This window comes from Sphingomonas profundi (genome assembly GCF_009739515.1).
GTDB lineage: Bacteria > Pseudomonadota > Alphaproteobacteria > Sphingomonadales > Sphingomonadaceae > Alterirhizorhabdus > Alterirhizorhabdus profundi.
The window spans coordinates 615,356-637,530 of sequence record NZ_CP046535.1; the positions used below are offsets into that span (position 1 = coordinate 615,356).

Here is a 22,175-nt window from a genome sequence, read left to right on the forward strand (position 1 = left end):
CGTTCAATCGATCAGGCACGGCGTCGGGCCGGGGCTGCGGCAAGTGCGCCTTGCGAATGCACGTATTAGAGAATACGTGATTTCCGGACTGTCCGGCAACGTCCACTCCCGTGATTGTCCGTCGTTTCGGACGCGCCGGATCGCCGGCACCCGTTCATTCTGTCGAACGAAGGATAGGTCTTGTCTCGAACCGCCGTCATCAATCGCCGCGATCTGGACTTCCTGCTGTTCGACTGGCTCTGCCTGAACGACGTGCTGGCCTATCCTCGTTTCGAAGGACACAGCGTCGACGATGTCGCCGCCATGCTGACCGTAGCGCAGGACTTGGCCGAGACCGAGATCGCGCCGCACCTGCGCGACTCCGACAGCATCGAGCCGCGCTTCGAGCGGGATGGTCGGGTGATCGTGCTGCCGGCGGTGGCGGACGGCGTCCGCAGGATCGCCGAACTGGGCATCTTCGGTGCGGTCTTCGATCATGATCTGGGCGGGCTGCAACTGCCGAACATGGTCTATGTCGCCACCATGGGCCTGCTGATGAGCGGGGCGATCGCGACACCTTCGTTCATGCTGCTGACGGTGGGCAATGCGCGGCTGATCGCCGCCTTCGGATCGCCCGAGCAGGTGGACGCCTTCGCCCGCCCGCAGGCAGCGGGCGAGGCACTGGGAACGATGTGCCTGTCGGAGCCGGGCGCCGGCTCGTCGCTGGGGGACATCCGCACCATCGCCCGCCCGGACGGCGAGGACGATCTGGGACGCCGCTTCCGGCTGTTCGGGAACAAGATGTGGATCTCCGGCGGCGATCACGACATCACCGACAACATCGTCCACCTGGTGCTCGCCAAGGTGCCCGGGGAGGATGGCCGCATGGTCGAGGGGACGCGCGGTATCTCGCTGTTCATCGTCCCCAAGATCCTGCCGGACGGTGCCGAGAACGACGTCGTCGTGGCCGGATTGAACCACAAGATGGGGTATCGCGGCCTGCCGAACTGCGCGCTGAACTTCGGCGAGGGGCACCGCCAGCCCGCCGGCGACGCGGGGGCGATCGGCTGGCTGATCGGCGAGGTGGGCAGGGGCCTGCCGCAGATGTTCCAGATGATGAACGAAGCGCGCATCTCCGTTGGCCTGGGCGGCGCGATGCTGGCCTATCGCGGCTATCTGCTATCGCTTGACTATGCGCGGAACCGCCTGCAGGGCCGCCGCCCCGGCCAGCGCACGGGCGCGCAGATCGCCATCGCCGAACATGCCGACGTCAAGCGGATGCTGCTCGCGCAGAAGGCCTATTGCGAGGGGGCGCTGGCGCTGGTCCTCTATTCGGCGCGCCTGCTCGATGACGAGACGTCGGGCGCCGGCGACGCGGCCGAGCAGGCCGGGGCGCTGCTGGCGCTGCTGACGCCGGTGACGAAGACCTGGCCCAGCGAGTTCGCGCAGCGTTCGCTCGACCTGGCGATCCAGATCCACGGCGGGGCCGGTTACACGCGCGACTATGAGGTCGAGCAACTCTATCGCGACAATCGCCTGAACCCGATTCATGAGGGTACGACCGGCATCCAGGCGGTCGATCTCGCGGTCCGAAAGATCCGCGGCGACGATGGTCGGACGCTGCATGCCCTGCGCTTGCGGGTGGAGGCGACGATCGCCACGGCGAAAGGCTCGGCCCGCTTGGCCGCGCAGGCGGAGGCGGTCGCGGCTGCATGGGCGCAGGTAGACTCGGCAACGCGCCGCCTGCTCGACATCGCCGACGATGCCGCGGCGATCGTTCACGCCACGCCGTTCCTGTTTGGCTTAGGACATGCCGTGATCGGTTGGCTGTGGCTGGACGTTGCGGCGGCGGCCGAGCGACGGCTGGCGACGGCGGACAGCGGCGGCGAGCGCAGCTATCTGGACGGCAAGATCGCGGCCGGCCGCTACTTCGCCGAATTCGAATTGCCGCGCGTGGCGGCATGGCTCCACCCGATCGCCCTCGATACGGATGTGATCGCCGCAATGCAGATCCACCAGTTCCTGGGCGAGGCCGGTTGACCCGGTCCGGCAGTTTGAGGCGGCGGCGATCATCTTGGAAGGTGTGCGCGCCAGTCGTTGAAGGATTCTCGTCGGCTTGGACGCCGAACTGGTCGACCAGATGGTACGCGCCGCAGTCGGGATGTTCCGAGGGCTAGCTCGCCTCGTCCGGCTCCGAACCAGTTCCGCGGTCTGCCACCGTCCGGAGGATTTTTGCCAGTTCGTCGACCGAATAGGGCTTGTGCAACAGCTCGAACCCGTAAGTGCCACCTTCTGCAAGCACGCTGCTGTACCCGCTCGTGAGAATGACCGGCATATCCGGATGCCGCCGCTTGATCTCCTGACCGAGTTCGACGCCGCTCATTCCAGGCATCACGACGTCGGAGAACACCACGTCGAACGCTGCCCCGTCAGCCTCGAGCTTCTCCAGCGCCGTCTTGCCGTCCGCGGCGAGCACGGTGTTGTAGCCCATCTCCGTCAGCGCCTCGGTCGCGAACAGACCGACCTCGGGATTGTCCTCCACCACGAGGATGCAGCTGCCCTTCACGAGCGCGGGCGCTTCGTCCGTCGGCGTGTCGACACGTGCGGCTGCTTTCGGAGCCGCGGGAAGGTACATGACGAACGTCGCGCCTTGCCCCTCGACGCTGTCGACCAGGACCTCCCCGCCCGACTGCTTGGTGAAGCCGAAGACTTGGCTGAGACCGAGCCCGGTACCTTCCCCGACGCTCTTGGTGGTGAAGAACGGCTCGAAGATCTTCTCGATCTTGTCCGCGGCGATACCCGTGCCGGTATCGCGAACGGCGATGGTCACGAACTCGCCCGCGACCGCTGGATGTGAGCGGACGGCGGGCATGCCACGTGCGGTCGCGACCGTCATGACCAGTTCCCCCTCTCCGGCCATCGCGTCACGCGCGTTCACCGCCATGTTGATGAGGGCCGTATCGAACTGGCTGCGGTCCGCGTGGACGATGCATGGCGTTTCGGGAACGTTTACGGTGATCGACACGCGCGAGCCCACCAGCGTGCGGACCATCGGCTGAATAGCCTGCACGCTGTCGCCGGCGTCGAACACTTCCGGGTTCAGCGCCTGTCGCCGCGCGAAGGCGAGTAGCTGCGCGGTCAGCCTGGCCGCACGGTCGGCAGTATCGGCGATAGCGTCGATGTACCGGCCGCGGCGCTCCTGCGAGACGTCGGGTCGGCGGAGGAGATCGACCGAGCCGCGGATGACGGTAAGCAGATTGTTGAAATCGTGCGCGAGCCCCCCGGTCAGCTGACCGACGGCTTCCATCTTCTGTGATTGTCGCAGCGCCTCCTCCGCGGTCATCAGTTCGGCGGTACGGGCCGCCACCTGCTGCTCCAGCGAGGCGGCGAGATCAGCCAGTTCGTGTTCCACCCGGCGCCGCTCGGTGGCCGCGCGCGTCCTCTCGGCGACCTCTCGAATGAACAGGGCGTCCTCGGGCTGCCATGTTCTGGGCGCTTCATGGTTGACGAAGACCATTGCGACCATGTCGCCCTGTTCGACCAGCGGCATGTTGATGAACGATCGGGCGGAGATCGCCTCCAGGGCAGGGGCGGTGTCGCTGGTCCGCGGATCGGTGCGAGCATCCTCGATTGTCGCGGTTTCGCCACGTTTCAGATCGTCGATGTACGAGCCGTAGTCGCGGAACGCCAATATGCCGGCGATGGTCGTCACCCCGGGCGCGTTCCAATCGCGTTCGATGGTGATCGTCTCGGCCTTGCGGTTCACAACGCCGTACCCGGCCCGGCTGACTTCCAGCGTGCGCCCGATGACCTCGGCCGCGGCGAAGGAGATGTCCGCAGCATCATCCAGGTCGCGCAGGGTATCGCCCAACTCTGCAAGCGCGAGCCGGCGACGCTCCGCACGCTTCACCGCCGTGATGTCGAGCGACACACCCGTCAGCTTAACCGGTCGGCCGTCCGCGCCCAGGAAGGGCTGTCCGCGGGTCACCAGCCAACGGTCAGCCCCGGACGGGGTCGTGATCCGGTACTCGACCTCGTACTCCACTCCTTCTCTGATCGTGCGCTCGAGAGCCGTTCGTGTGCGCTCCCGATCCTCCTCGACGACGGCTGCCGTGCGATCCTCGAAGGTGAATGGCGCCTCGGGCGGCAGGCCGAACAGCGCCTTGCACTGGTCCGAGGACGTTAGCTCGTAGCTGTGCAGGTCGAGGCTCCAGGTGCCGAACCGACCGGCCTTCAGCGCGAAGTCGAGCTCCTGCTCGCGCTCCTGCTGCGTGCGCAGACGCGTAGTCAGCTCGGCCATCAGGGCCGCATTGTCGCTCTGGAGCCCGGCGAGGCGTTCGCGCTCGATCGTCACGTCGACCTGGCTGGCGAAAAAATAGGCGAGCTGCTGATCGGCGTCGAACACGGGTGCCATCAAGAGGCGGTTCCAGAACGGCTCGCCATCCTTGCGGTGATTGCGGATGTCGATCTCGATGGGCTCGACCCGTTCGACCGCGTCGTGGATCTTCTTCACCGTCTCGGGATCGGTCTCCGGCCCCTGGAGGAAGCGGCAGTTGCGTCCGACGATCTCCTCGCGTTCGTACCCGGACAGGCGGCAGAACGAGTCGTTGGCGAAGACCACCGGGTTGTCCGGCAGTCGGGGGTTGGTGATGATCATCGGCATGCGTGTCGCGTGCACGGCCGCGACGAACGGATCGGTATGTCGGTCCAGACCGGCCAGCTCAGTCGCGATGCGTTGTTCGTCCTGACGCTTCTGCTCGGACGGCTGTCGATCCTGCACGTTGCACTCCACATCGATCATCGCCCTTGCCCTAACCGACCGGATTCCGGATGGAAATGGCGATCGACTGCGGGCTGCGCTGATGCACCGGGCGGGGATGGCGATCCACGACCGAATATCCAGCACTGCCTGGCCGCCTCGCCAGACCGGCCGCTCGTTCACGATTTGAACGGCTCGGGCCTCCGCAGGATGAAGGCGATCAACCGGATCATGTCCGACCCATTCGCAAGATGATCGAGCACGCAGTTGCGTGCCTGTGAAATTTCGATGCGAGGACTGCGATCCGCAAATTCAGCTGAGTGCCCGAATTTACGATATGGTGACCCCTACGGGAGGTGAACGCGCCAGTAAAAAACCGCAGAAATCCATGGGTTTCGGTGCTGCAAAATCGCAGCGCTGTACCCGTTGGCTGACTCCCCGCTGTACCTGCTGATTAGTGGTGGCGGTCTCTTACCGGAGAGCAAAGCCGAGCGCCAGCGTGCAGGCGGAGATCGATGTACCGCCGGCACAAAAGCTGCGTTTATGGATGACGGACAGCTACTTAGGTTCGGTCCGCTTAGCCAGGCTCCGCAGGACCGGCACTTGCTGTTCTGAGCCGGTACCCGCAGCGGTGGCTCACAAGGGTATGGTCTAATTGGCCAGCCAGGGGAGCAGGGCAGGGCGACTGCCGTCGAACAGTGCTGGTCATCGGGCAGATCGGCGCGGCACTGCGATAAGGCGGTTGTTCGGAGAGCCCGCAAAAGTCCCGTTTCTCCATGTCCGAAACAACGTTTCAGGAAACGCGCTTGGGAACAGATTTCGGGAAAGCGGTCTCCACGAACGGCTCAGGATAACCGATCTCGTTAGGGTATCCCCTTGAAGGTTCCCAATTGGGAAGCCCGACAGCTATCGCTTCGGGAGCAGAGAGTTAGATTTCATCTGGTAAGCCGACCAATTCCGCTAAGATATGTTGTAGCTCAACCGCTTTCCGCGGAACAGCAAATCGGTGCAGATCGCATGCGTACGCTATAGCGCACGCCATCGCTCCACTAAGGCATCCGATAAAAATGACGGCAGAGCCGATAAATCGGGAACGAATGGCACTTGGTGCCATTATAGTCAGGTGTTTATCGTTCATCATCTGCCTGCCAGCCGCTCCCACCGCATCCTCTGGCTGTTGGAGGAGCTGGGGCAGCCCTATGAGATCGTCTTGCACAAGCGCGATCCGCAAACGATGCGGGCGTCGCCTGACCTTGGTGATGTGAGCCGGTTCGGCAAAGCCCCTGCGCTGAATGTCGACGGCGCCACGCTGATCGAGTCCGGCGCGATCGTGGAAGAGGTGCTGCGCCGTATAGGCGGAGGACGGCTTGTCCCTAAAGATAATGACGCCCGCGAGCGGCACACCATATTTCTCCACTTCGTCGAGGCAACCGCCATGCCGGCGTTGCTCGTCGACATGACCAAAGGGATGGGCGCGTCCGTGCCGGAGGCGATCCGCTGGATGCTCGGTCCTGAGGGGAGCGACGTTCTCACCTTCATCCAGGAGGAATTGGGCGAAGGCTTTTACCTCTTCGAGAACGCGCTGACCGCCGCAGACATCATGCTGTGGTACGCCATGCGCGTTGCGTCCTCCCGGCCAGACTGGGGCCGACATCCCAGACTTGCGGCATATCTTGCACGACTGGAGGCCCGACCGGCGTTCCAGGCGGCCGTCGCACGCGGCGGATCGGTTGAAATGCGGACTGAGTGAGCAACCGGCCGGGTTTGGCGGCCGACCGTCGCAATGCCGTGATCGATGCCGCTATCACCGAATTTGTTCGCGCGGGCTTTGAGGCGACAACGGTAGACGTGATCGCTCGGCTCGCCGGCGTGTCCCGCCGCACCGTGTTCCGCTATTTCGCGGCAAAGGAGGACATCGTCGTCGCCTGGTCGATGGCGACAGGGCCGATGCTCGCCGCAGCCATAGATGCGGAACTGACCAGGCGGGCGCCGCTCGTTGCGGCAACATCGGCTGTCCTCTGCCACTTGGGAGATAACGAACATATACAGGGCCTGTCGCTTGAGGTCGCGCGATTGATCGAGGCGACTCCGTCGCTCAAGGCGCGTGCTCACGAGAAATATGCCGCGTGGGAGGAACTGATCGCCGATACGCTGGCTCGGCAAGGTGCCGATCCGATCGCCGCGGCGATGGCGGCAACGGTCGCGATCGGTGGCCTGCGCGTCGCGGTCACGCAGTGGTTGCGGCTGGACGGCGCGCGCAGCGTCCTGGCCCTTACGCAAGACGCTTACGCCGCATTGCCGCGGCTCAATGGAGACGGATGATGGAAGGATTGCAGGACAAGGTCGTGATCGTGACGGGCGCTACCGGCGGTCAAGGCGAAGCCGAGGTGCGCCTCCTCGTCGCCGCGGGTGCCAAGGTGGTATTCGGTGGCCGCAGCGAGGCGGACGGCACCCGCATCGCCGACGAACTTGGCGACCATGCCGTATTTCAACGGCACAATGTCGGGGATGAAGCCGAGTGGCAAGCGATCGTCGCGACCGCCGAGGAGCGGTTCGGGCGTGTCGATGGCCTCGTCAACAATGCGGGCGTCACCATCACTGGCCTGCTTACGGACGTCGATGCAGGCGAGGTGATGGACGGCATCCGTACCAACCAGCTGGGCGTGCTGCTCGGCATGAAACATGTCGTGCCTGCCATGCGTCGCGCGGGGGGCGGGTCCATCGTCAACATCGGTTCGGAGGCTGGAACTCGCGGCTATCCGCAAGCAATCGCCTATTCCGGCACCAAGGCGGCGGTTGCAGGCATGACACGCACCGCCTCTGCCGAACTGGCGGCCGACCGCATCCGCGTGAACCTCGTCATGCCGGGGCCGATCGACACGCCGATGATCTCCAACGCAAGCGGTAGCGACGCGGCCGACAGATTGGCCAAGACTGTCAATCGGCTCGGGAAGTTGACCCCGTATCGGCGTGCAAGTTTGACCCCCTTTTCTGATGGCAGCCGGGTTGTCCCGGTAGTCCACAGGAGGGCCCCGCGGCCGGCGCCGCGCGCCGCCACGAGCGCAGGCGGTGACGGCCGTGGGAGGTGCCTGTGGACCCACCGGGTCAACCCGGGGGATGGGGGTCCGGGGGAAGGGTTTCAGGCGGCTTCGCGGTTCTTGAAGCGCCAGCTCTCGTTGCCGGTCTCGACGATGTCGCAGTGGTGGGTGAGCCGGTCGAGGAGCGCGGTCGTCATCTTGGCGTCGCCGAAGACCGTGGGCCACTCGCCGAAGGCAAGGTTGGTCGTCACCACCACCGAGGTCTGCTCGTAGAGCTTGCTGACGAGGTGGAAGAGCAACTGGCCGCCCGAGAGCGCGAAGGGCAGGTAGCCAAGCTCGTCGAGGATGACGAGGTCGAGCCGCGACAGGTGGTCGGCGATGCGCCCGGGGCGCCCGGCACGGGCCTCGGCCTCGAGCTGGTTCACGAGGTCGACGGTGTTGTAGAAGCGGACCCTCGCTCCGCCCCGCACGCAGGCACGGCCCATGGCGATGGCGAGATGCGTCTTGCCCGTCCCGGTGCCGCCGACCAGCACGACGTTGCGCTGCGCTTCGAGGAAGGCACCCGTGCCGAGATCGCGGACCAGGCCTTCGTTGATGCCGGTGCCGGCGAAGTCGAAGTCGGCGAGCTCCTTGGCGAGCGGCAGCTTGGCGGTCGTCATCTGGTAGCGGATGGAGCGGGCCTGCTTCTCGTCTATCTCGGCCTTGAGCAGGTCGCCGACGACGCGCTGAGCGGAGTGCTGCCGCTTCACGGCATCGGCGACGACCTCGTCATAGGCATGGCGCATGCCGACGAGCTTCAGCGTTCCCATCATCTCCAGGATGGCGTGACGTTCCATAAGGCCTCCTCAGGCTGTCGTAGCGGGCGCAGTCGGCGACGGGCTCGCGGGCGAGCCGCAGAGCCTCGGGCGTGGCGATGCTGGCGGGCGCGGCGGTCTGGCGCTGGCGGGTGAGCACGTTGAGCACGACGTCACGGCTGACGGTGCCGCCGGCCAGCGCCTCGGCACAGGCCGCCTCGACGGCGTCCAGTCCGTCCGTCGTCACCGCCGCCAGGATGCCCACCATCTGGCGGTCGCCGTCGGCATGGCCCGCCAGCCTCCGCCTGACGCGTTCCAGCGCCACCGGCAGCGGCCAGTCCTTGAAGGGCGCACCGTTCCTCAGCGCACCCGGCTTGCGCTCGAGGACCGGCACATAGTGCCAAGGGTCGTAGACCGTTTGGTCGCGCCCGAAGCGCCGGGCATGCTCGCCGACGACTTCGCCGTCCTGCCGGATGACGATGCGCTCGGCATAGGCGTGCACCTCGACCGGGCGCCCGCCGCCTTCGCGTGCACCGAGTATTTGTTGTAGTCGAAGCGGACCAGCAGCGTCTTCGACACCGCCGCCGGCAAGGCGTGGAAGCCGTCGAAGGGACCACGGTAGGCGATGAGCGCAGGCTGGTCGGCCGCCTCGAACACCTGCCAGACTGTGTAGTCCCTGAGCTCGGGATGCGCGGCACGCTGGGCATGGGCGGTGCAGCGGTCGAGCAGCCAGGCGTTGAGCTCGTCGTAGCTCCTGAAGCGCAGCCGCGGCGTGAAGAAGCGCTCGCGCACGAGCCCGACCTGGTTCTCGACCTGGCCCTTCTCCCAGCCCGATGCCGGCGTGCACGCCACCGGCTCGACGAGGTAGTGGCCGCACATCTGCTGGAAGCGGCGGTTGTAGCGCCGCTCACGACCGACGAAGATGGCGTCCACCGCGGTCTTCATGTTGTCGTAGATGCCGCGCTGACAGGCGCCGCCGAAGAAGGCGAACGCCCGGTCGTGGGCGTCGAACACCATCTCCTGGCTCTCGCGCGGATAAGCTCGCACGAAGAACATCCGGCTGTGGCAGAGCCGCATGTGCGCAACCTTCACCGTCGTCGTCGCGCCGGCGATGACGACGACCTCGTGGCTCCAGTCGAACTGGTAGGCCTCGCCGGGCGCGAAGCTCAGCGGCACGTAGGCCGCGGCCGTGACCGCCGACCGCTCACGCTGCCATGCCGTGGCATAGCGACGCACGGCATCGTAGCCGCCGCGGTAGCCCAGCCCCTGCAGCTCCTCGTACACCCGGACCAGCGTCAGGCGCTCGCGCCGCTGCTTGCGCTCGTTGGCCTCCAGCAGCCGCTCGAGATCCGCCGACCATGGCCCGAGCTTCGGCAGCGGCTGCACCGTCCGCTCGTAGGAGAAGTCCGTCTCGCCGGACCGCAGCACCTTGCGCACCGTGTTCCGCGACACCCGCAGGTCGCGCACGATCTCCTTGATGCTCTTACCCTTGACGTAGAACTCGCGCCGGATGCGCGCCACCGTCTCCACGACCAGCATTCTCCCCGACCGCTCCTGCGCAAAGCGCCGGGCGTGAACCGCTCAGTTCAGGGGGGTCAATTTTGCACGCCGATCAGCCCCGAACGGGGTCAACATTGCACGCTGATTCACATCGGACGCGGATTTTCGAACGGCGCGGTATTCCCTCTCGCCGATCCCAACGGGAACGGCGCACTCGAAACCGCAGCGCCTTATGAGAGGGCCGCGCCAGAGGTTTGTAACAGCAGCGCCCGTATCCAGCGCTGCCCCTCGTCGTTGTGCGTACGCCCGTGCCAGACGGCGAGCTTGGTAAAGCCAGGCACAGCGACCGGCGGGTTGACGAAGACCAGCCCATCCGCGCCGGCAGCAAGGCGGTGTGGCACCACGGCGATCAGGTCGGTCGCGCGCAGCACCTCGGCGAGCGCCAGGAAGCTGTGGAAGGACAGCGCGACATGTCGGTGCCGGTGCAATCCGGCAAGCACTTCGTCGGTGACGCCGTGGAACGCGCCGCCCGAGAAGGAGACGAGCGCGTGATCGAGCGCACAGAAACGATCGAGCGACAGGGTGCCGTCTGCATCCGGGTGTCCGGCGCGCAGCGCGCAGACGTAAGTCTCATCGAACAGCCGACGCGAATGAAGGTCCGGTGGGGCGGTGTCCGGGGTCATCAGCGCAAGATCGAGTTCGCCGCGCTCGAACTGCCGGGCGACGAGCGCATTATCGACGGGTCGCGTCGCAACCCGGATACCGGGTGCCTGTCGGCGCAGCGCCGTCACGAACGGCACCACGATGGCTTGCAGCGCATAGTCGGTGGCCGCGATCGTCAGCGTGAAGCTCGCCGTCGCCGGATCGAAGGCGGCCGGCCGGAGCAGCGCCTCGATCTCCTCCAGTATCTGTTTGACGGGCGCCGCCAGCGTCAGCGCCCGCAGTGTTGGCTGAACGCCGCGCTGCGAGCGCACGAACAGGGGGTCGTCGAAGCTTTCGCGTAGCCGTGTGAGCATGCCGCTGACCGCCGGCTGGGTCACGCCGAGCCGATAGGCTGCCTTGCTGACGTGTCTCTCGTCGAGCAGCGCATCCAGCGCGCGGAGCAGGTTGAGGTCGATCGTTCTGATATCACGCACGCTGATGCGCCTGATAGTTGAGGCTTATTGGCGTTATCGTGCCACGATGGCCATTTGCTGGGAAGCGGCAGCACGCCGACGCAACAAAAGCAGGTCCGACATGAATGCGATCCACTGGCCGGACGGCTACGTCCCCGGCTTCACCGACAACTTCGCCTCCAACGAGGTCATCGTCGCGGGGCTGTCCGCAGCAGATATCTGGCCGTTTCTCGCCGAGGCGTCGCGCTGGCCGGGCTACTACGGCAACAGCGCCAACATTCGCTTGCCTGACGGCGCCGGTCCCGAGCTGGCCGGGGGTATGCGCTACTACTTTGAGACATTCGGTTTTCCGGTCGATGCTGAGGTAGTTGAATATGTCGAGCCATCGAGCGACGAACCCGGCCGCGTCGCCTGGCACGGTTGGTCGGGTGACGGTGACACCCGCCTCGACGTGCATCATGCCTGGTTGATTGAGAACCTATCGGATGGTCGCGTTCGCATTCTGACGCAGGAAACGCAGAACGGCCGGCCTGCCAAGGACCTGGCAACCACCAAGCCGAACCCGATGATCAACGGGCATCAGGACTGGCTCGACGGTCTCGTCTCCGCCGCCCGCAAGGCGAAGGGCTGAGCCTTTCGCAGCCGATCGCCACGACATCTCACGAGGAACATGCATGTCCGCTCTCTTCCAGCCCTTCACGCTCAAGGGCGTGACGCTTCGCAACCGCATCGCGGTACCGCCGATGTGCCAGTACAGCGCCATCGATGGGCTCACCAACCGCTGGCACTGGGTGCATTACCCCTCGATCGCACGGGGCGGGGCGGGGCTGGTGATCGTCGAGGCGACCGGTGTCTCGCCCGATGGCCGCATCACTCCCGGTTGCACCGGCCTGTGGGACGACGGCCAGATCGAGGGCATGGCGCGCATCGCGGCCGAGATCAAAGCCGAAGGGTCAGTGCCAGGCATCCAGATCGGCCATGCCGGGCGCAAGGCCAGCGCCAACCGGCCGTGGGAGGGCGACGATCATATCCCGGCGGGCGATCCGTCCGGCTGGGAGACGATCTCCCCCTCACCGATCGCCTTCGGTGGCGGGCTGTCGCGGACCCCACGCGAAATGACGCTGGCCGATATCGAGCGGGTCAAGGCCGACTTCGTGTCTGCCGCCAGGCGGGCACTCGCAGCCGGGTTCGAATGGCTGGAGCTGCATTTTGCGCACGGCTATCTCGCACAGAGCTTCTTCTCGGTTCACGCCAACAAGCGGACGGACGCCTATGGCGGGGATTGGCACGGTCGTGGACGGTTCCTCACGGAGACGTTGGAGGCGGTGCGCGCGGTATGGCCCGAGCACCTGCCGCTCACCGCCCGCTTCGGCGTGATCGAGTTCGACGGTCGCGACGACGAGGCACTGGAAGAGTCGATCGCGCTCGTGAAGGCGTTTCGCGAGCGCGGACTCGATATGCTCAATGTCAGTATCGGTTTCTCGACGATCAAGGGCAAGACGCCTTGGGCCGAAGGATTCATGGCACCCTATGCCGGGCGCGTGCGGCAGGAAACGGGCCTTCCCGTCGCGACAGGATGGTGCATCGACGATCCCAAGGCCGCCAATGCCGCTGTCGAGCTGGACCTGCTTGACCTTGTAATGATCGCGCGCGCGCACCTTGCCGATCCGCACTACCCCTACGTCGCCGCACTTGCGTTGAACGAGCAGCGGCCGTCGTGGGTGCTTCCCGCTCCCTATGCGTATTGGCTGGAGCGATATCGCGGCATCGGGAAGGCGGCGCCGCAATAGGCTGTCAATCCTGACACACCATCGACCCCGCGAACGCCCGCGCCATGTTCCTGACCACTTCTTTTTGCAAAAACCGGCAGGTGAAAGTAGACTCTGAGGTTTGTACTTCACCTTTTGGAACGCTCTTTATAGTGAAGCAGTTACCGCAGTAAGGAGCTGGACATGACAAATCCTGCCGCCGTGCATGGCAACTTCACTATCGAGCGGCGCTACGCCGCAGCGCCCGCCAAGGTGTTCGCCGCGTGCGCCGATCCCGCGATCAAGAAGAGCTGGTATGCGGAAAGTGATACGCATGAAATCAAGGCCTTCGAGAGCGACTTCCGCGTCGGTGGTGCCGAGCGGCTCACCTATCTGTTCGGGCCGGATACGCCCTTTCCCGGCGTAGAGCTGACGAACGACGGCGTCTTTCACGACATCGTTGACGGAGAGCGGATTATCATAGCGTCGCGCAGGGCGATCGCGGGCAGGCCAATTTCGGTTGCGCTGGAGACGATCGAGATTGCGGAGGCGGACGACGGAACGGCCCTCACCTGCACGTTCCAGGGTGTGTTCTTCGAGGGCTCCGACGGTCCCGCCATGCGTGAGCAGGGCTGGCGCGACCTGCTGGGTCGGCTCGGCCGCTCGCTGGCGGACTGACATGGCGCGGCCACGCCGAAAGGTGGACGCCGAGCCGATCGATCTGCTGCTCAATGCGCTGGGTGATCCGACGCGGCGTCGCATGGTTGAATGGCTGGGCGAGCGCCCGCATGCCGTGTCGGCGTTGGCCGACATGTCCGAAATCACGCTTACAGCTGTCGGTCAGCACCTCCGGGTTCTCGAGGAGGCAGGGTTGGTGACCAGCAGCAAGCTGGGCCGTGTCAGGTCCTGCCAGCTTGACTACAATGGCTTGAAGAGCGTCGAGCAATGGTTAGGCGCACGGCGATCAGCCTGGGACAGACGGCTCGATGCACTGGGATCGGTACTGTCTGATCGACAGGAAGGCGATCGATAGGCGGCGCTGGCTGCCCGCTTCGGCGTGTAACACGGGTTTGGGAATCATACGCTTTCCCATTTCACCATCGTTTACGGGAATGGCGAAAGGGTAGGGCAGCGTGCATCGATCGGGCGCTGCACGACAAGAAAGCCTCTCGGCCGAAGCTTGTATTCTAAGCTGAACGCGCGGCTAGGCCGTTCATGAAAGATGAGTAAGATGGTCTCGATGCGTTCTTGGTCACGCTGCTTCCGGCGCAGCTAGATTGGCCACCCGCTCAGTTGGGTATACCCAGTCGAGCCGAGGATCTATGATCGAACAGGAAAAGCTAAATCCAATCCAGGCAGCGCGGGTGTACCTGCGTGTCAGCACGGAAGAGCAGGATCTTGCCCGCCAGGAAGCGATTGTCGCTGGCACGCGTGCAGCCGGCTTCTACGTGGCAGCGGTTTACCGGGAGAAGGCGTCGGGCGCTCGACCCGATCGACCGGAGCTGTTGCGCATGATCGCGGACCTGCAAGCCGGCGAAGTGGTGGTGGCGGAGAAGATCGACCGGATCAGCCGGCTGCCGCTCGCAGAGGCGGAACTGTTGGTGGCGACGATCCGGGGAAAGGGGGCTCGACTTGCGGTGCCGGGGATCGTCGATCTGTCCGATCTCGTCGCCGACAGCTCTGGCGTTGCTCGCATTGTGCTTGAGGCGGTGCAAGACATGCTGCTGCGCGTCGCGCTTCAGACGGCGCGCGATGATTGAGGTGGTGCCGGGTATCTGGACAGGAGGCTAAGCTATCCCGGGCGTGAGGGATGGACGGCAATGAGGACGACGCGGAAGCGGTACACGGGCGAGTTCAAGGCCAAGGTGGCGCTGGAGGCGATCCGGGGGGACCTGACGCTGGCCGAGCTGGCAACTAAGCACGGCATCCACCCGACGATGATCGCGACGTGGAAGCGGCAGGCGATCGAGGGCATGGCCGCGACCTTTTCGGGCGCGACCGAAGCGGCCAAGGCCGCGGGCGACACCGAGATCGAGAAGCTGCACGCGAAGATCGGACAGCTGGTGGTGGAGCGGGATTTTTTGTCGAAGGGGTACGCGCGATGAGCATTGCGCGACGGCGGCAGATGATCGAGCGGGAGCATGCCAGCCTGTCGATCGCGGCGCAGTGCCGGCTGGTGTCGATCAGCCGGTCGTCCTTCTACTATGCGCCGGTGCCAGAAACGGGGGAGACGCTGGCGCTGATGGCGGTGATCGACGCCTCGTTCCTCGATCATCCCTGGTATGGCAGCCGCCAGATGGCACGGCACCTTCAGCGGCTCGGCCATGCGGTCGGGCGTCGGCGAGCGCGGCGCCTGATGGCCAGGATGGGGCTTGCGCCCATCTACCAGCGCCCGCGGACGAGCGACCCGCACCCGGAGCATCGCATCTACCCGTATCTGCTGCGCAATCTGGAGATCACCCGGCCGGGTCACGTCTGGTGTGCCGACATCACCTACCTGCCGATGCGGCGGGGCTTCCTCTACCTCGTCGCCGTCATGGATTGGGCATCACGAAAGGTGCTTGCCTGGCGGCTGTCGAACACGATGGACGCGGCGTTTTGTGCCGATGCTTTGCAGGAAGCGCTGATGCGCTTCGGCAGGCCAGAAATCTTCAACACGGACCAGGGCAGCCAGTTCACCAGCACCGACTTCACGGGCGTTCTGCGCGACGCCGAGGTGCGGATTAGCATGGACGGGCGTGGTCGCTGGATGGACAACGTGTTCATCGAGCGGCTCTGGCGGTCGCTGAAGTACGAGTGCGTCTACCTGAACGCCTTCGAAACCGGCTCCGAGCTGCGTACCGGGCTCGGCAGGTGGTTCGACTATTACAACGGGCAGCGGCCTCACTCCCGCCTCGCCGGCCGAACGCCGGACGAGGTGTACGGGCGAGACGGCGCAACGCCATATCCGGGGCATGCCCCGGATATGGCGCTCACCAGAATGGCGGCGTAAACCAACCGGGGTATCGCTTAGCTCAGCCGCCAAACTGTCCAGGAAGGCGGGACCACCTCAGATTACGAAACTCGGCGCGAACGCCAGCGCGAAGGGATTGAGCTTGCCAAGCGGGCAGGTCGCTATACCGGCCGCAAACCCGACATTGCTCATCACCGCCGGATCATCGGCCTGCGCGATGCGGGCATAAGCATTGCGCGCACAGCCGAACTGGCAGGGTGCAGTATTGCTCAGGTCAAGCGCGTGACGGCGATCCACAGAGCCAAGACAGCCCCGTCATTGGCCGCGACCGACATAGGCCCGGATAGCTGTAGCGACCTGCAGCGATGATCGGTCGGACGCGCAATATGGGCCTTTTCAGGCGTACATCGCATGAGACCTACCGGCGCCTCCAGCGCCCCGCTAATCGCTCGTGCTCGGACAGGGGGCGACCGAGGCGACGTTCTTGGTGTGGGATGAACTTGCTGGGCCTCACGCGTGTGTCTCCAGCTATAGGCCAGAGCACACGCATCTCCGAATCGTTCGCGCCTACCGGTGAATGCGGACGACCACATCGGCCTAGGCTGATCCCGGCGGCAATCAACATCGTAATCGCATTATAGCCGATCCCTCACGGGTGTCAGCCGAGCCCGTTCATCGTGCCGGATCAGCCATCTCATACGGAACGGTCCGGGGCGTCTCGCTGGCCGTTCCATGCTTCGAGGGTCGCCAATAACGAGACGTACTCATCTAACGCTGTAACAGGAGGATCGATAGGCCTCACCCTTGCTTACGGAATGGTCCTCGTTCAAGTTCCAAAACAGTGCGCAACAGCCAGGTGACAGGATGCCTCGCTATCATTTTCATCTTGAAAGTAGCTCGGGTCCGAGCGCCGATATCGACGGACGCGAGGTGGCCGATGACACCATTGCGGTGAAGGAAGCGGGTAGTACCGCGGGCGAGGTTCTCATGGACGAACTGACCGATGGGCGCACCAAACCCCGCGTGATGGTGACGGTCGAGCGAACCAATGGCACTAAGGTAGCGGTTATCAAGGCATATGCCGAGGTCGAGACCTTCTAAGCCGTCTCCATGACCTCCGCTGCCATTGCCTGACTTGCCGCCCCATTCCCTAACTCTGCCGGGCTTGAGTCACAGCGCGGCGGTGCCGTAAAACTCGCGGCAGGAGGCGTGAGCGATGACGGACCTAAACAACCAAGACTACTATCTTCGTCGCGCTCGACACTCGCGCGAACTCGCGGAAAGCGCCGCCAATCCGAGTATCGCCCGAATCCACTTGGAAATGGCGACGCGCTACGAGGAATTGGCGACCGCCACGAGCGCCGAGGCCGACGAACGACGTATGCCGCCGACGCCTTAGGTAAGAAGAGGCGGCTTTTTCACTTACCTATCGATTTCAGAAAGGCGCTAACTAGTCTGGCTCGGCTGCCGTTTCCTGACCTGCCAGGTAATTGCCTTCCGCAGGACATGCGACAGCTGCTCCACCGAGTAGGGTTTGTGCAGCAGCTCGAAGCCGTGCTGCCCGTTCTGCGACAGCACATGGCTGTAGCCGCTGGTCAGGATGATCGGTACGTCGGGGTAAAGGCGGCGAACTTCGCCGCCCAACTCGATCCCTCCCATGCCGGGCATCACCACGTCCGAGAAGATGACGTGGAAGCGGCCGCAATCCTCGCCGAGCAGCTTGAGTGCGGCGCGCCCGTCCGTCGCCAGCACGGTGTCGAAGCCGATCTCGCGCAGCGCCGCGACCGCGAACTCGCCGACCTGTTCGTTGTCCTCGACCACCAGGACGCAGACGCCGCTTCCGTCGATCTGCTCGATAGCGTCCAAGCCGATCACCGCTCCCCCGTCCGGATAGGCGCGCGGAAGATAGAGAGTGAAGGTGGTGCCCTCGCCCGGCACGCTGTCGACCTTTATGTCGCCGCCCGACTGCTTGGCGAAGCCGATGACCTGGCTGAGCCCGAGACCGGTCCCGTGCCCGACACCCTTGGTCGTGAAGAACGGCTCGAAGATGCGTTCGATCACATCGGCCGGGATGCCGCTGCCCGTGTCGGAAATGGTGAAGGCCACGAAATCGCCGACCTGGGCGGCGTGCCCCCGTAGCGCCGGAATGCCCGACACCGGCCCCGTGGCGATCGTCAGCCCGCCCTCGCCGCCCATCGCGTCGCGAGCGTTGATCCCCATGTTGACGATGGCGGTGTCGAACTGGCTCCGGTCCGCGTTGATGAAGAAGGCCGTCTCGGGCACCTTGATGTCCAGCGTGATGCGCGATCCGGTCATGGTGCGAACCATGGTGGCGACCTCTTCCAGCGAGGTCCCGGCGTCGAACACCTCCGATTGCAACGCCTGCCGGCGTGCGAAGGCGAGAAGCTGGCTGGTCAGCTTGGCGGCGCGATCGGCCGTGTCGCCGATCGCGTCGATGTAGCGCGACCGCTTGGCTTCGGTGAGATTTCCGCGCCGCAACAGGTCGACCGATCCCCGAATGACGGTCAGCAGGTTGTTGAAGTCGTGCGCGACCCCGCCGGTGAGCTGCCCGATCGCATCGAGCTTCTGGCTCTGGCGTAGCTGCTCCTGCGCCTGTGCCAGCTCCTCCTGCGCCTTCGTTCGGTCGTTGATATCGACGCCGTGCTGGACGGCGCCGATGATGCGGCCCTCCACATCGCGCAGCGGATTGTAGATGATCTCCCACATCGGCACCGCATGATCCGGGTGGCCAAACCGTTCGGTGACGGTGAAATCCTCGCCGGCAAGCGCGCGATCAAGGTAGCCCCCGATCAGCGCACCCTGATCGGGGAGGAAGAGGTCGGGAAAGGTTTCGCCGACTTGTGCCCTGTGGCCGTACACCCGGAAGAACTCGGCACTGAAGGCGTCGTTGAAGGCGATGATGACATGGCCCGTGTCGAAGGCGCAGACCGGGTTCGGGTCCGACTGCACGATATCCTGATACAGGCGCAGCGCCACCGAGCCTTCCTCGACACGGTTTTCCAACGTCACATTGGCTGCCCGGAGCCGCGCTTCCGCTTGTTTGTAGGCGGTGACATCGTTGAAGGCGCCCACCATGCGATACGTGCCATCGTCGTCTTGGACGACGGTGCCGCTGCTGGCGATCGATCGCCGTGACCCATCGGGCACGATGATGTCGTAGTTCATGTCGAGGGACTGACCCGCTACGAGCGGGTCCGGACCTGTCCGCCCGACAGCGGCCCCGGTTTCGGCTTCTGCGCGGTCCTTGTCTTCCGGCACCATGCGGTCGAAGATGTGCGCTTCGGTCAGGGCTCCCTCTTCGGGCAAGCCGAAAATCTCTCTTCCACGAGCGTCCAGATCGAGGGCGCCGGTGGTCGGACTCCACGAGAATGCGCCGAGTTTGCCGACCCGCAGCGCCACCTCGGTCCGCGTCCGAATGCGCAGGTCTGCAAGCTCCCGCTCTTTGCGCTGCGTCTGCTCCATGGCGGTGGAAACCAGCGCGACGACCGCTCCTCGTTCGTCACGGAAAGGCGCGTAGGTGTACGTCCAGAATGTCTCGGTGACGCGGCCGTCGCGGTCCATCGTGAACGGCCGATCCACGAACTTGAACGTCTCGCCCGCAAAGGTGCGGTCGACGGCGTCGCGCACGTCGTCGTAGACGTCCGCCCATACCTTGGCGAAGAGGCTCCCCATCGCACCGTTCAGCCGGTTGGAGAGCTGGGGCGCATAGGCTTCGTTGAAGAAGAATAGCTGATCCGGTCCCCATGCCATCCACATCGGTTCAGGCGAAGCCAGGATGAAGGACAGAGCGAGCCGGAAGGCGACGGGCCAGCGATCCTGCGGCCCGAGCGGCGAGGCGACGCAATCGAACTCGCGCAACTGGCGGGCGGCTTCGTCCGTGCCTGTGAACAAAAGTGGGTCGGTCATGCCCCAAGCTTAGGATACTCTGCTCGTTGCGGCCATTGTTTGCGCCGGCCAGCGCTTCCCAAAAAACCATAAAAATTGGAAACGATAAGGCCGTTCCTACTGGCTTGCGCGCGCCCTCTCGTAGTCGACGTGAGTTATGATATCAGCAGGCAGGGAAGCGGGGACGCTGTGCCCCTGCCTGAGCTTTGGACATGCAGAACACCAAGACCCTACCCTTCGTCGATCGCCTCCTCTCGTGGTCGTTCCGGCACCCGATTTCCGCTCCGCAACGCTACGCTGCCGCGACCGTCCTGACCATCGCCATCGGGCTGTTCCGCGCCCTCGTCATCACCTCGATCGTACCCTGGCTGCTGTTCATCCCGGTGGTGCTGGCGATCGGCTTGGTCCTGGGGCGCGGTCCGGGGACCTATGCGGGCGTGCTGGCCGCGATCGTTGCCGGCCTGTCGATTGGGAGTGTCCGTGAGACCCTGTGGCTGACGAACGCGCAGTGGGTCGGCAGCATCCTGTTTGTGCTGGTGACCACCGGCATCGCCGTCTTCTCGGCCGAATTGCGTGCCGCCTTCGCGCGTGCGCGCCAGCTTACCGGCGAGAAGGACGAGGCGCTGGCTCAGCTCGCCGAACGCGAGTCCTTCCTCTCGGGGGTGCTGTCCAGCTCCACCGACTGCATCAAGATACTCGATCTCGACGCGCGCCTGACCTTCATGTCGGATGGCGGGCAGAAGGTGATGGAGGTCAGCGACTTCAACACTATCGCCGGTTGCCCCTGGCCCGACTTTTGGCAGAACGAGGGCAATGCCCAAGCGCGGGCGGCCATCGCTGCCGCCAAGGCGGGACAGAGCCGGAGCTTCATCGGCCAAGCCGCCACCATGGGCGGCACCGACAAATGGTGGCACGTCGCGGTCAGCCCAATCATGGGCGCCGATGGTCGGCCCCAACGCATCCTCTCCGTCTCGCGCGATATCAGCGACCTTCGCGCCAGCGAGGAGGAGCGCGACCGCTTCGTGCGCTTGGCGGAGAACAGCACCGACTTCGTGGCAATGGCGCGAACTGACGGTAGCGTCTTCTACCTCAACGGTGCCGGACGCCGGATGGTAGGCTTGGATGCGGATGCCGGCTCGCTATCCATCGCCGACTTCTTCGCGCCGGAGGAAGCCGCGAAAGTCGCAGGCGAGGTGCTACCGGCGGTCGTGCGAGACGGACAATGGACGGGCGAAATCGACTTCCGCGATTTTCGTACGGGCGAGCCGATCCCAACGCTCTACTCGGTGTTCCCCATCACGGACGCGGGCGGCGCTCTAGTGGGCTATGGCACGGTGACGCGCGATTTCCGTGAGCGGAAGCGGGCTGAGAACGATCTGCACCTGATGAACGGTGAGCTGGCGCACCGCCTCAAGAACGTGCTGGCCGTGATCCAGTCCGTCGCCCAGCAGACGCTGCGCAACGCGCCGGACACCGAGAGCGCCAGCCAAGACCTGTCCGCTCGGCTCGCGGCGCTAGGCGCTGCAACGGACGTGCTGACGGGCAAATCCTGGCGCTCGGCCGACCTGCGCGAGCTGACCGAACGCGCGCTCGCCCCCCACGGCCTTATCGGCAGACGCATCGTGATCGACGGGCCGGCGGTGACGCTGAAACCGGAAGTTACGGTGGCCTTCGCGCTCGCACTCCACGAGCTGGCAACGAACGCGAGCAAGTACGGCGCACTGTCCAACGAAGCCGGGACGGTCGCCCTGAAATGGACCTTGGAAGGTGACGGGGAGGACGCCAGGCTCGCGCTGCGCTGGGAGGAGCGAGGAGGACCCGAAGTAGCGGCACCGGAACGGAAAGGCTTTGGCTCTACCCTCATCGAGCGGTCGCTTCGGTCGTATTTTCGAGGACAGGCTGCAACCGACTACCGGCCAGAAGGGTTGGTTTTTCAACTGGATGCGCGGCTTGGAGACGCCGCGATCGTGACCGGGAAGTAAGCGTGGGCCAGAGTACGCCGATCGGCACCAAGACGATCCTCATCGTGGAGGACGAAGCTCTGATCCGCTTCGATCTGGTCGACTTCTTCGAAGCCGCCGGATGGCAGGTGTTCGAGGCTGAGAACGCCGACGACGCAATCCGCATCCTCGATCATCATAAAGAGGTCCGCGCCGTCCTGACGGACGTGCAGATGCCCGGTTCGATGGATGGCGTGAAGCTCGCCCACTATGTCCGCGAGCGGTTTCCGCCGACCGTCCTGTTCGTCGTGTCGGGCAACCTCCGCATTCCGGACAGCGAGTTGCCGGCGCACACGACCTTCCTCCCCAAACCGCTCGATAATTTCCGGCTATTGCGGGAGTTGGAGGCTGTGCAGCGGTCATGAGCAGCACGAACCCGTAGC

18 protein-coding genes and 2 pseudogenes are annotated in these 22,175 nt (G+C 64.8%); 14 read left to right on the forward strand and 6 right to left on the reverse strand.

Annotation, left to right across the window (positions count from 1 at the left end; all coding sequences use genetic code 11):
* Positions 1–180: 180 nt before the first annotated feature.
* Positions 181–2,019 (forward strand): acyl-CoA dehydrogenase, encoded by a 1,839-nt coding sequence (locus GNT64_RS02855; protein WP_156678143.1) that lies wholly within the window; start codon positions 181–183, stop codon positions 2,017–2,019.
* A gap of 133 nt (positions 2,020–2,152) precedes the next feature.
* Here GNT64_RS02855 and GNT64_RS02860 read toward each other — a convergent pair whose 3' ends face one another.
* Positions 2,153–4,780, reverse strand: coding sequence for a PAS domain-containing protein (locus GNT64_RS02860; protein WP_156678144.1), 2,628 nt, complete (start codon positions 4,778–4,780; stop codon positions 2,153–2,155).
* Between the two features lie 1,081 nt (positions 4,781–5,861).
* Here GNT64_RS02860 and GNT64_RS02865 point away from each other — a divergent pair.
* From GNT64_RS02865 to GNT64_RS22255, 3 genes and pseudogenes are all read left to right on the forward strand, one after another.
* Complete coding sequence (locus GNT64_RS02865; RefSeq protein ID WP_197277260.1) at positions 5,862–6,488, forward strand: glutathione S-transferase family protein; 627 nt, start codon at positions 5,862–5,864, stop codon at positions 6,486–6,488.
* Complete coding sequence (locus GNT64_RS02870; protein ID WP_156678146.1) at positions 6,485–7,060, forward strand: TetR family transcriptional regulator; 576 nt, start codon at positions 6,485–6,487, stop codon at positions 7,058–7,060. The genes GNT64_RS02865 and GNT64_RS02870 overlap by 4 nt, the downstream gene beginning before the upstream one ends.
* A pseudogene (locus GNT64_RS22255) lies at positions 7,060–7,632 on the forward strand (SDR family NAD(P)-dependent oxidoreductase); the annotation flags it as partial. The gene GNT64_RS02870 and the pseudogene GNT64_RS22255, both read left to right, overlap by 1 nt.
* Positions 7,633–7,877: 245 nt before the next feature.
* Here GNT64_RS22255 and istB read toward each other — a convergent pair.
* The 3 genes and pseudogenes from istB to GNT64_RS02890 form a co-directional block, all read right to left on the reverse strand.
* Entirely contained in the window at positions 7,878–8,612 is a 735-nt protein-coding gene (gene istB, locus GNT64_RS02880) for an IS21-like element helper ATPase IstB (protein WP_156677938.1), read from the reverse strand.
* A pseudogene (istA, locus tag GNT64_RS02885) lies at positions 8,545–10,109 on the reverse strand (IS21 family transposase). The gene istB and the pseudogene istA overlap by 68 nt, the downstream one beginning before the upstream one ends.
* 191 nt (positions 10,110–10,300) lie before the next feature.
* Positions 10,301–11,206 (reverse strand): LysR family transcriptional regulator, encoded by a 906-nt coding sequence (locus GNT64_RS02890; RefSeq protein WP_156678148.1) that lies wholly within the window; start codon positions 11,204–11,206, stop codon positions 10,301–10,303.
* 4 nt (positions 11,207–11,210) lie between these two features.
* On the opposite strand from GNT64_RS02890, the gene GNT64_RS02895 reads away from it, so the two are divergent.
* The 6 genes from GNT64_RS02895 (at position 11,211) to GNT64_RS02920 (ending at position 15,925) form a co-directional block, all read left to right on the forward strand.
* A complete protein-coding gene (locus GNT64_RS02895; protein WP_231639213.1) occupies positions 11,211–11,816 on the forward strand; it encodes an SRPBCC family protein in 606 nt (201 codons plus the stop codon).
* Positions 11,817–11,859: 43 nt separating this feature from the next.
* Positions 11,860–12,975: an NADH:flavin oxidoreductase/NADH oxidase gene (locus tag GNT64_RS02900; RefSeq protein ID WP_156678149.1), complete on the forward strand. Its 1,116-nt coding sequence runs from the start codon at positions 11,860–11,862 to the stop codon at positions 12,973–12,975.
* Between the two features lie 162 nt (positions 12,976–13,137).
* The gene (locus GNT64_RS02905; RefSeq protein ID WP_156678150.1) at positions 13,138–13,611 is read left to right on the forward strand and encodes an SRPBCC domain-containing protein; all 474 of its coding nucleotides are present in this window, start codon (positions 13,138–13,140) and stop codon (positions 13,609–13,611) included.
* A 1-nt stretch (position 13,612) separates the two neighbouring features.
* Entirely contained in the window at positions 13,613–13,966 is a 354-nt protein-coding gene (locus GNT64_RS02910; protein WP_156678151.1) for an ArsR/SmtB family transcription factor, read from the forward strand.
* A gap of 289 nt (positions 13,967–14,255) precedes the next feature.
* Positions 14,256–14,693: a recombinase family protein gene (locus GNT64_RS02915; protein ID WP_479683743.1), complete on the forward strand. Its 438-nt coding sequence runs from the start codon at positions 14,256–14,258 to the stop codon at positions 14,691–14,693.
* Positions 14,694–14,753: 60 nt separating this feature from the next.
* A protein-coding gene (locus tag GNT64_RS02920; RefSeq protein WP_156678152.1) for an IS3 family transposase occupies positions 14,754–15,925 on the forward strand; the annotation gives its coding sequence in 2 pieces (ribosomal slippage) (positions 14,754–15,009 and positions 15,009–15,925; 1,173 coding nt in all).
* 57 nt (positions 15,926–15,982) lie between these two features.
* Here the strand turns inward: GNT64_RS02920 and GNT64_RS22380 are convergent.
* A complete protein-coding gene (locus tag GNT64_RS22380; RefSeq protein ID WP_231639215.1) occupies positions 15,983–16,183 on the reverse strand; it encodes a hypothetical protein in 201 nt (66 codons plus the stop codon).
* Between GNT64_RS22380 and GNT64_RS22385 the strand changes: the two genes are divergently transcribed.
* Together GNT64_RS22385 and GNT64_RS02930 are read left to right on the forward strand one after the other, a co-directional pair.
* Positions 16,112–16,255, forward strand: coding sequence for a hypothetical protein (locus tag GNT64_RS22385; protein WP_231639622.1), 144 nt, complete (start codon positions 16,112–16,114; stop codon positions 16,253–16,255). The genes GNT64_RS22380 and GNT64_RS22385 overlap by 72 nt on opposite strands.
* Before the next feature lie 495 nt (positions 16,256–16,750).
* Complete coding sequence (locus tag GNT64_RS02930; protein ID WP_422396647.1) at positions 16,751–16,987, forward strand: DUF6894 family protein; 237 nt, start codon at positions 16,751–16,753, stop codon at positions 16,985–16,987.
* A 345-nt stretch (positions 16,988–17,332) separates the two neighbouring features.
* Here the strand turns inward: GNT64_RS02930 and GNT64_RS02935 are convergent, their stop codons facing one another.
* Positions 17,333–19,813: a PAS domain-containing sensor histidine kinase gene (locus GNT64_RS02935; protein ID WP_156678154.1), complete on the reverse strand. Its 2,481-nt coding sequence runs from the start codon at positions 19,811–19,813 to the stop codon at positions 17,333–17,335.
* 191 nt (positions 19,814–20,004) lie between these two features.
* Here GNT64_RS02935 and GNT64_RS02940 point away from each other — a divergent pair, with 191 nt between their 5' ends.
* Positions 20,005–21,774 carry an HWE histidine kinase domain-containing protein gene (locus tag GNT64_RS02940; protein WP_156678155.1) on the forward strand — a complete coding sequence of 590 codons (1,770 nt, stop codon included), beginning with the start codon at positions 20,005–20,007 and terminating at the stop codon, positions 21,772–21,774.
* A gap of 2 nt (positions 21,775–21,776) precedes the next feature.
* A complete protein-coding gene (locus GNT64_RS02945; RefSeq protein WP_156678156.1) occupies positions 21,777–22,157 on the forward strand; it encodes a response regulator in 381 nt (126 codons plus the stop codon).
* Positions 22,158–22,175: the final 18 nt, after the last annotated feature.

Bases quoted from the DNA above. Each gene is read 5' to 3' on its own strand.
- GNT64_RS02905 (WP_156678150.1), top strand. From the start codon at position 13,138: ATGACAAATCCTGCCGCCGTGCATGGCAACTTCACTATCGAGCGGCGC.
- GNT64_RS02940 (WP_156678155.1), top strand. From the start codon at position 20,005: ATGCAGAACACCAAGACCCTACCCTTCGTCGATCGCCTCCTCTCGTGG.
- GNT64_RS02900 (WP_156678149.1), top strand. From the start codon at position 11,860: ATGTCCGCTCTCTTCCAGCCCTTCACGCTCAAGGGCGTGACGCTTCGC.
- GNT64_RS02910 (WP_156678151.1), top strand. From the start codon at position 13,613: ATGGCGCGGCCACGCCGAAAGGTGGACGCCGAGCCGATCGATCTGCTG.
- GNT64_RS02935 (WP_156678154.1), bottom strand. From the start codon at position 19,813: ATGACCGACCCACTTTTGTTCACAGGCACGGACGAAGCCGCCCGCCAG.
- GNT64_RS02930 (WP_422396647.1), top strand. From the start codon at position 16,751: ATGCCTCGCTATCATTTTCATCTTGAAAGTAGCTCGGGTCCGAGCGCC.
- istB (WP_156677938.1), bottom strand. From the start codon at position 8,612: ATGGAACGTCACGCCATCCTGGAGATGATGGGAACGCTGAAGCTCGTC.
- GNT64_RS02915 (WP_479683743.1), top strand. From the start codon at position 14,256: ATGATCGAACAGGAAAAGCTAAATCCAATCCAGGCAGCGCGGGTGTAC.
- GNT64_RS02860 (WP_156678144.1), bottom strand. From the start codon at position 4,780: ATGATCGATGTGGAGTGCAACGTGCAGGATCGACAGCCGTCCGAGCAG.
- GNT64_RS02895 (WP_231639213.1), top strand. From the start codon at position 11,211: ATGCGCCTGATAGTTGAGGCTTATTGGCGTTATCGTGCCACGATGGCC.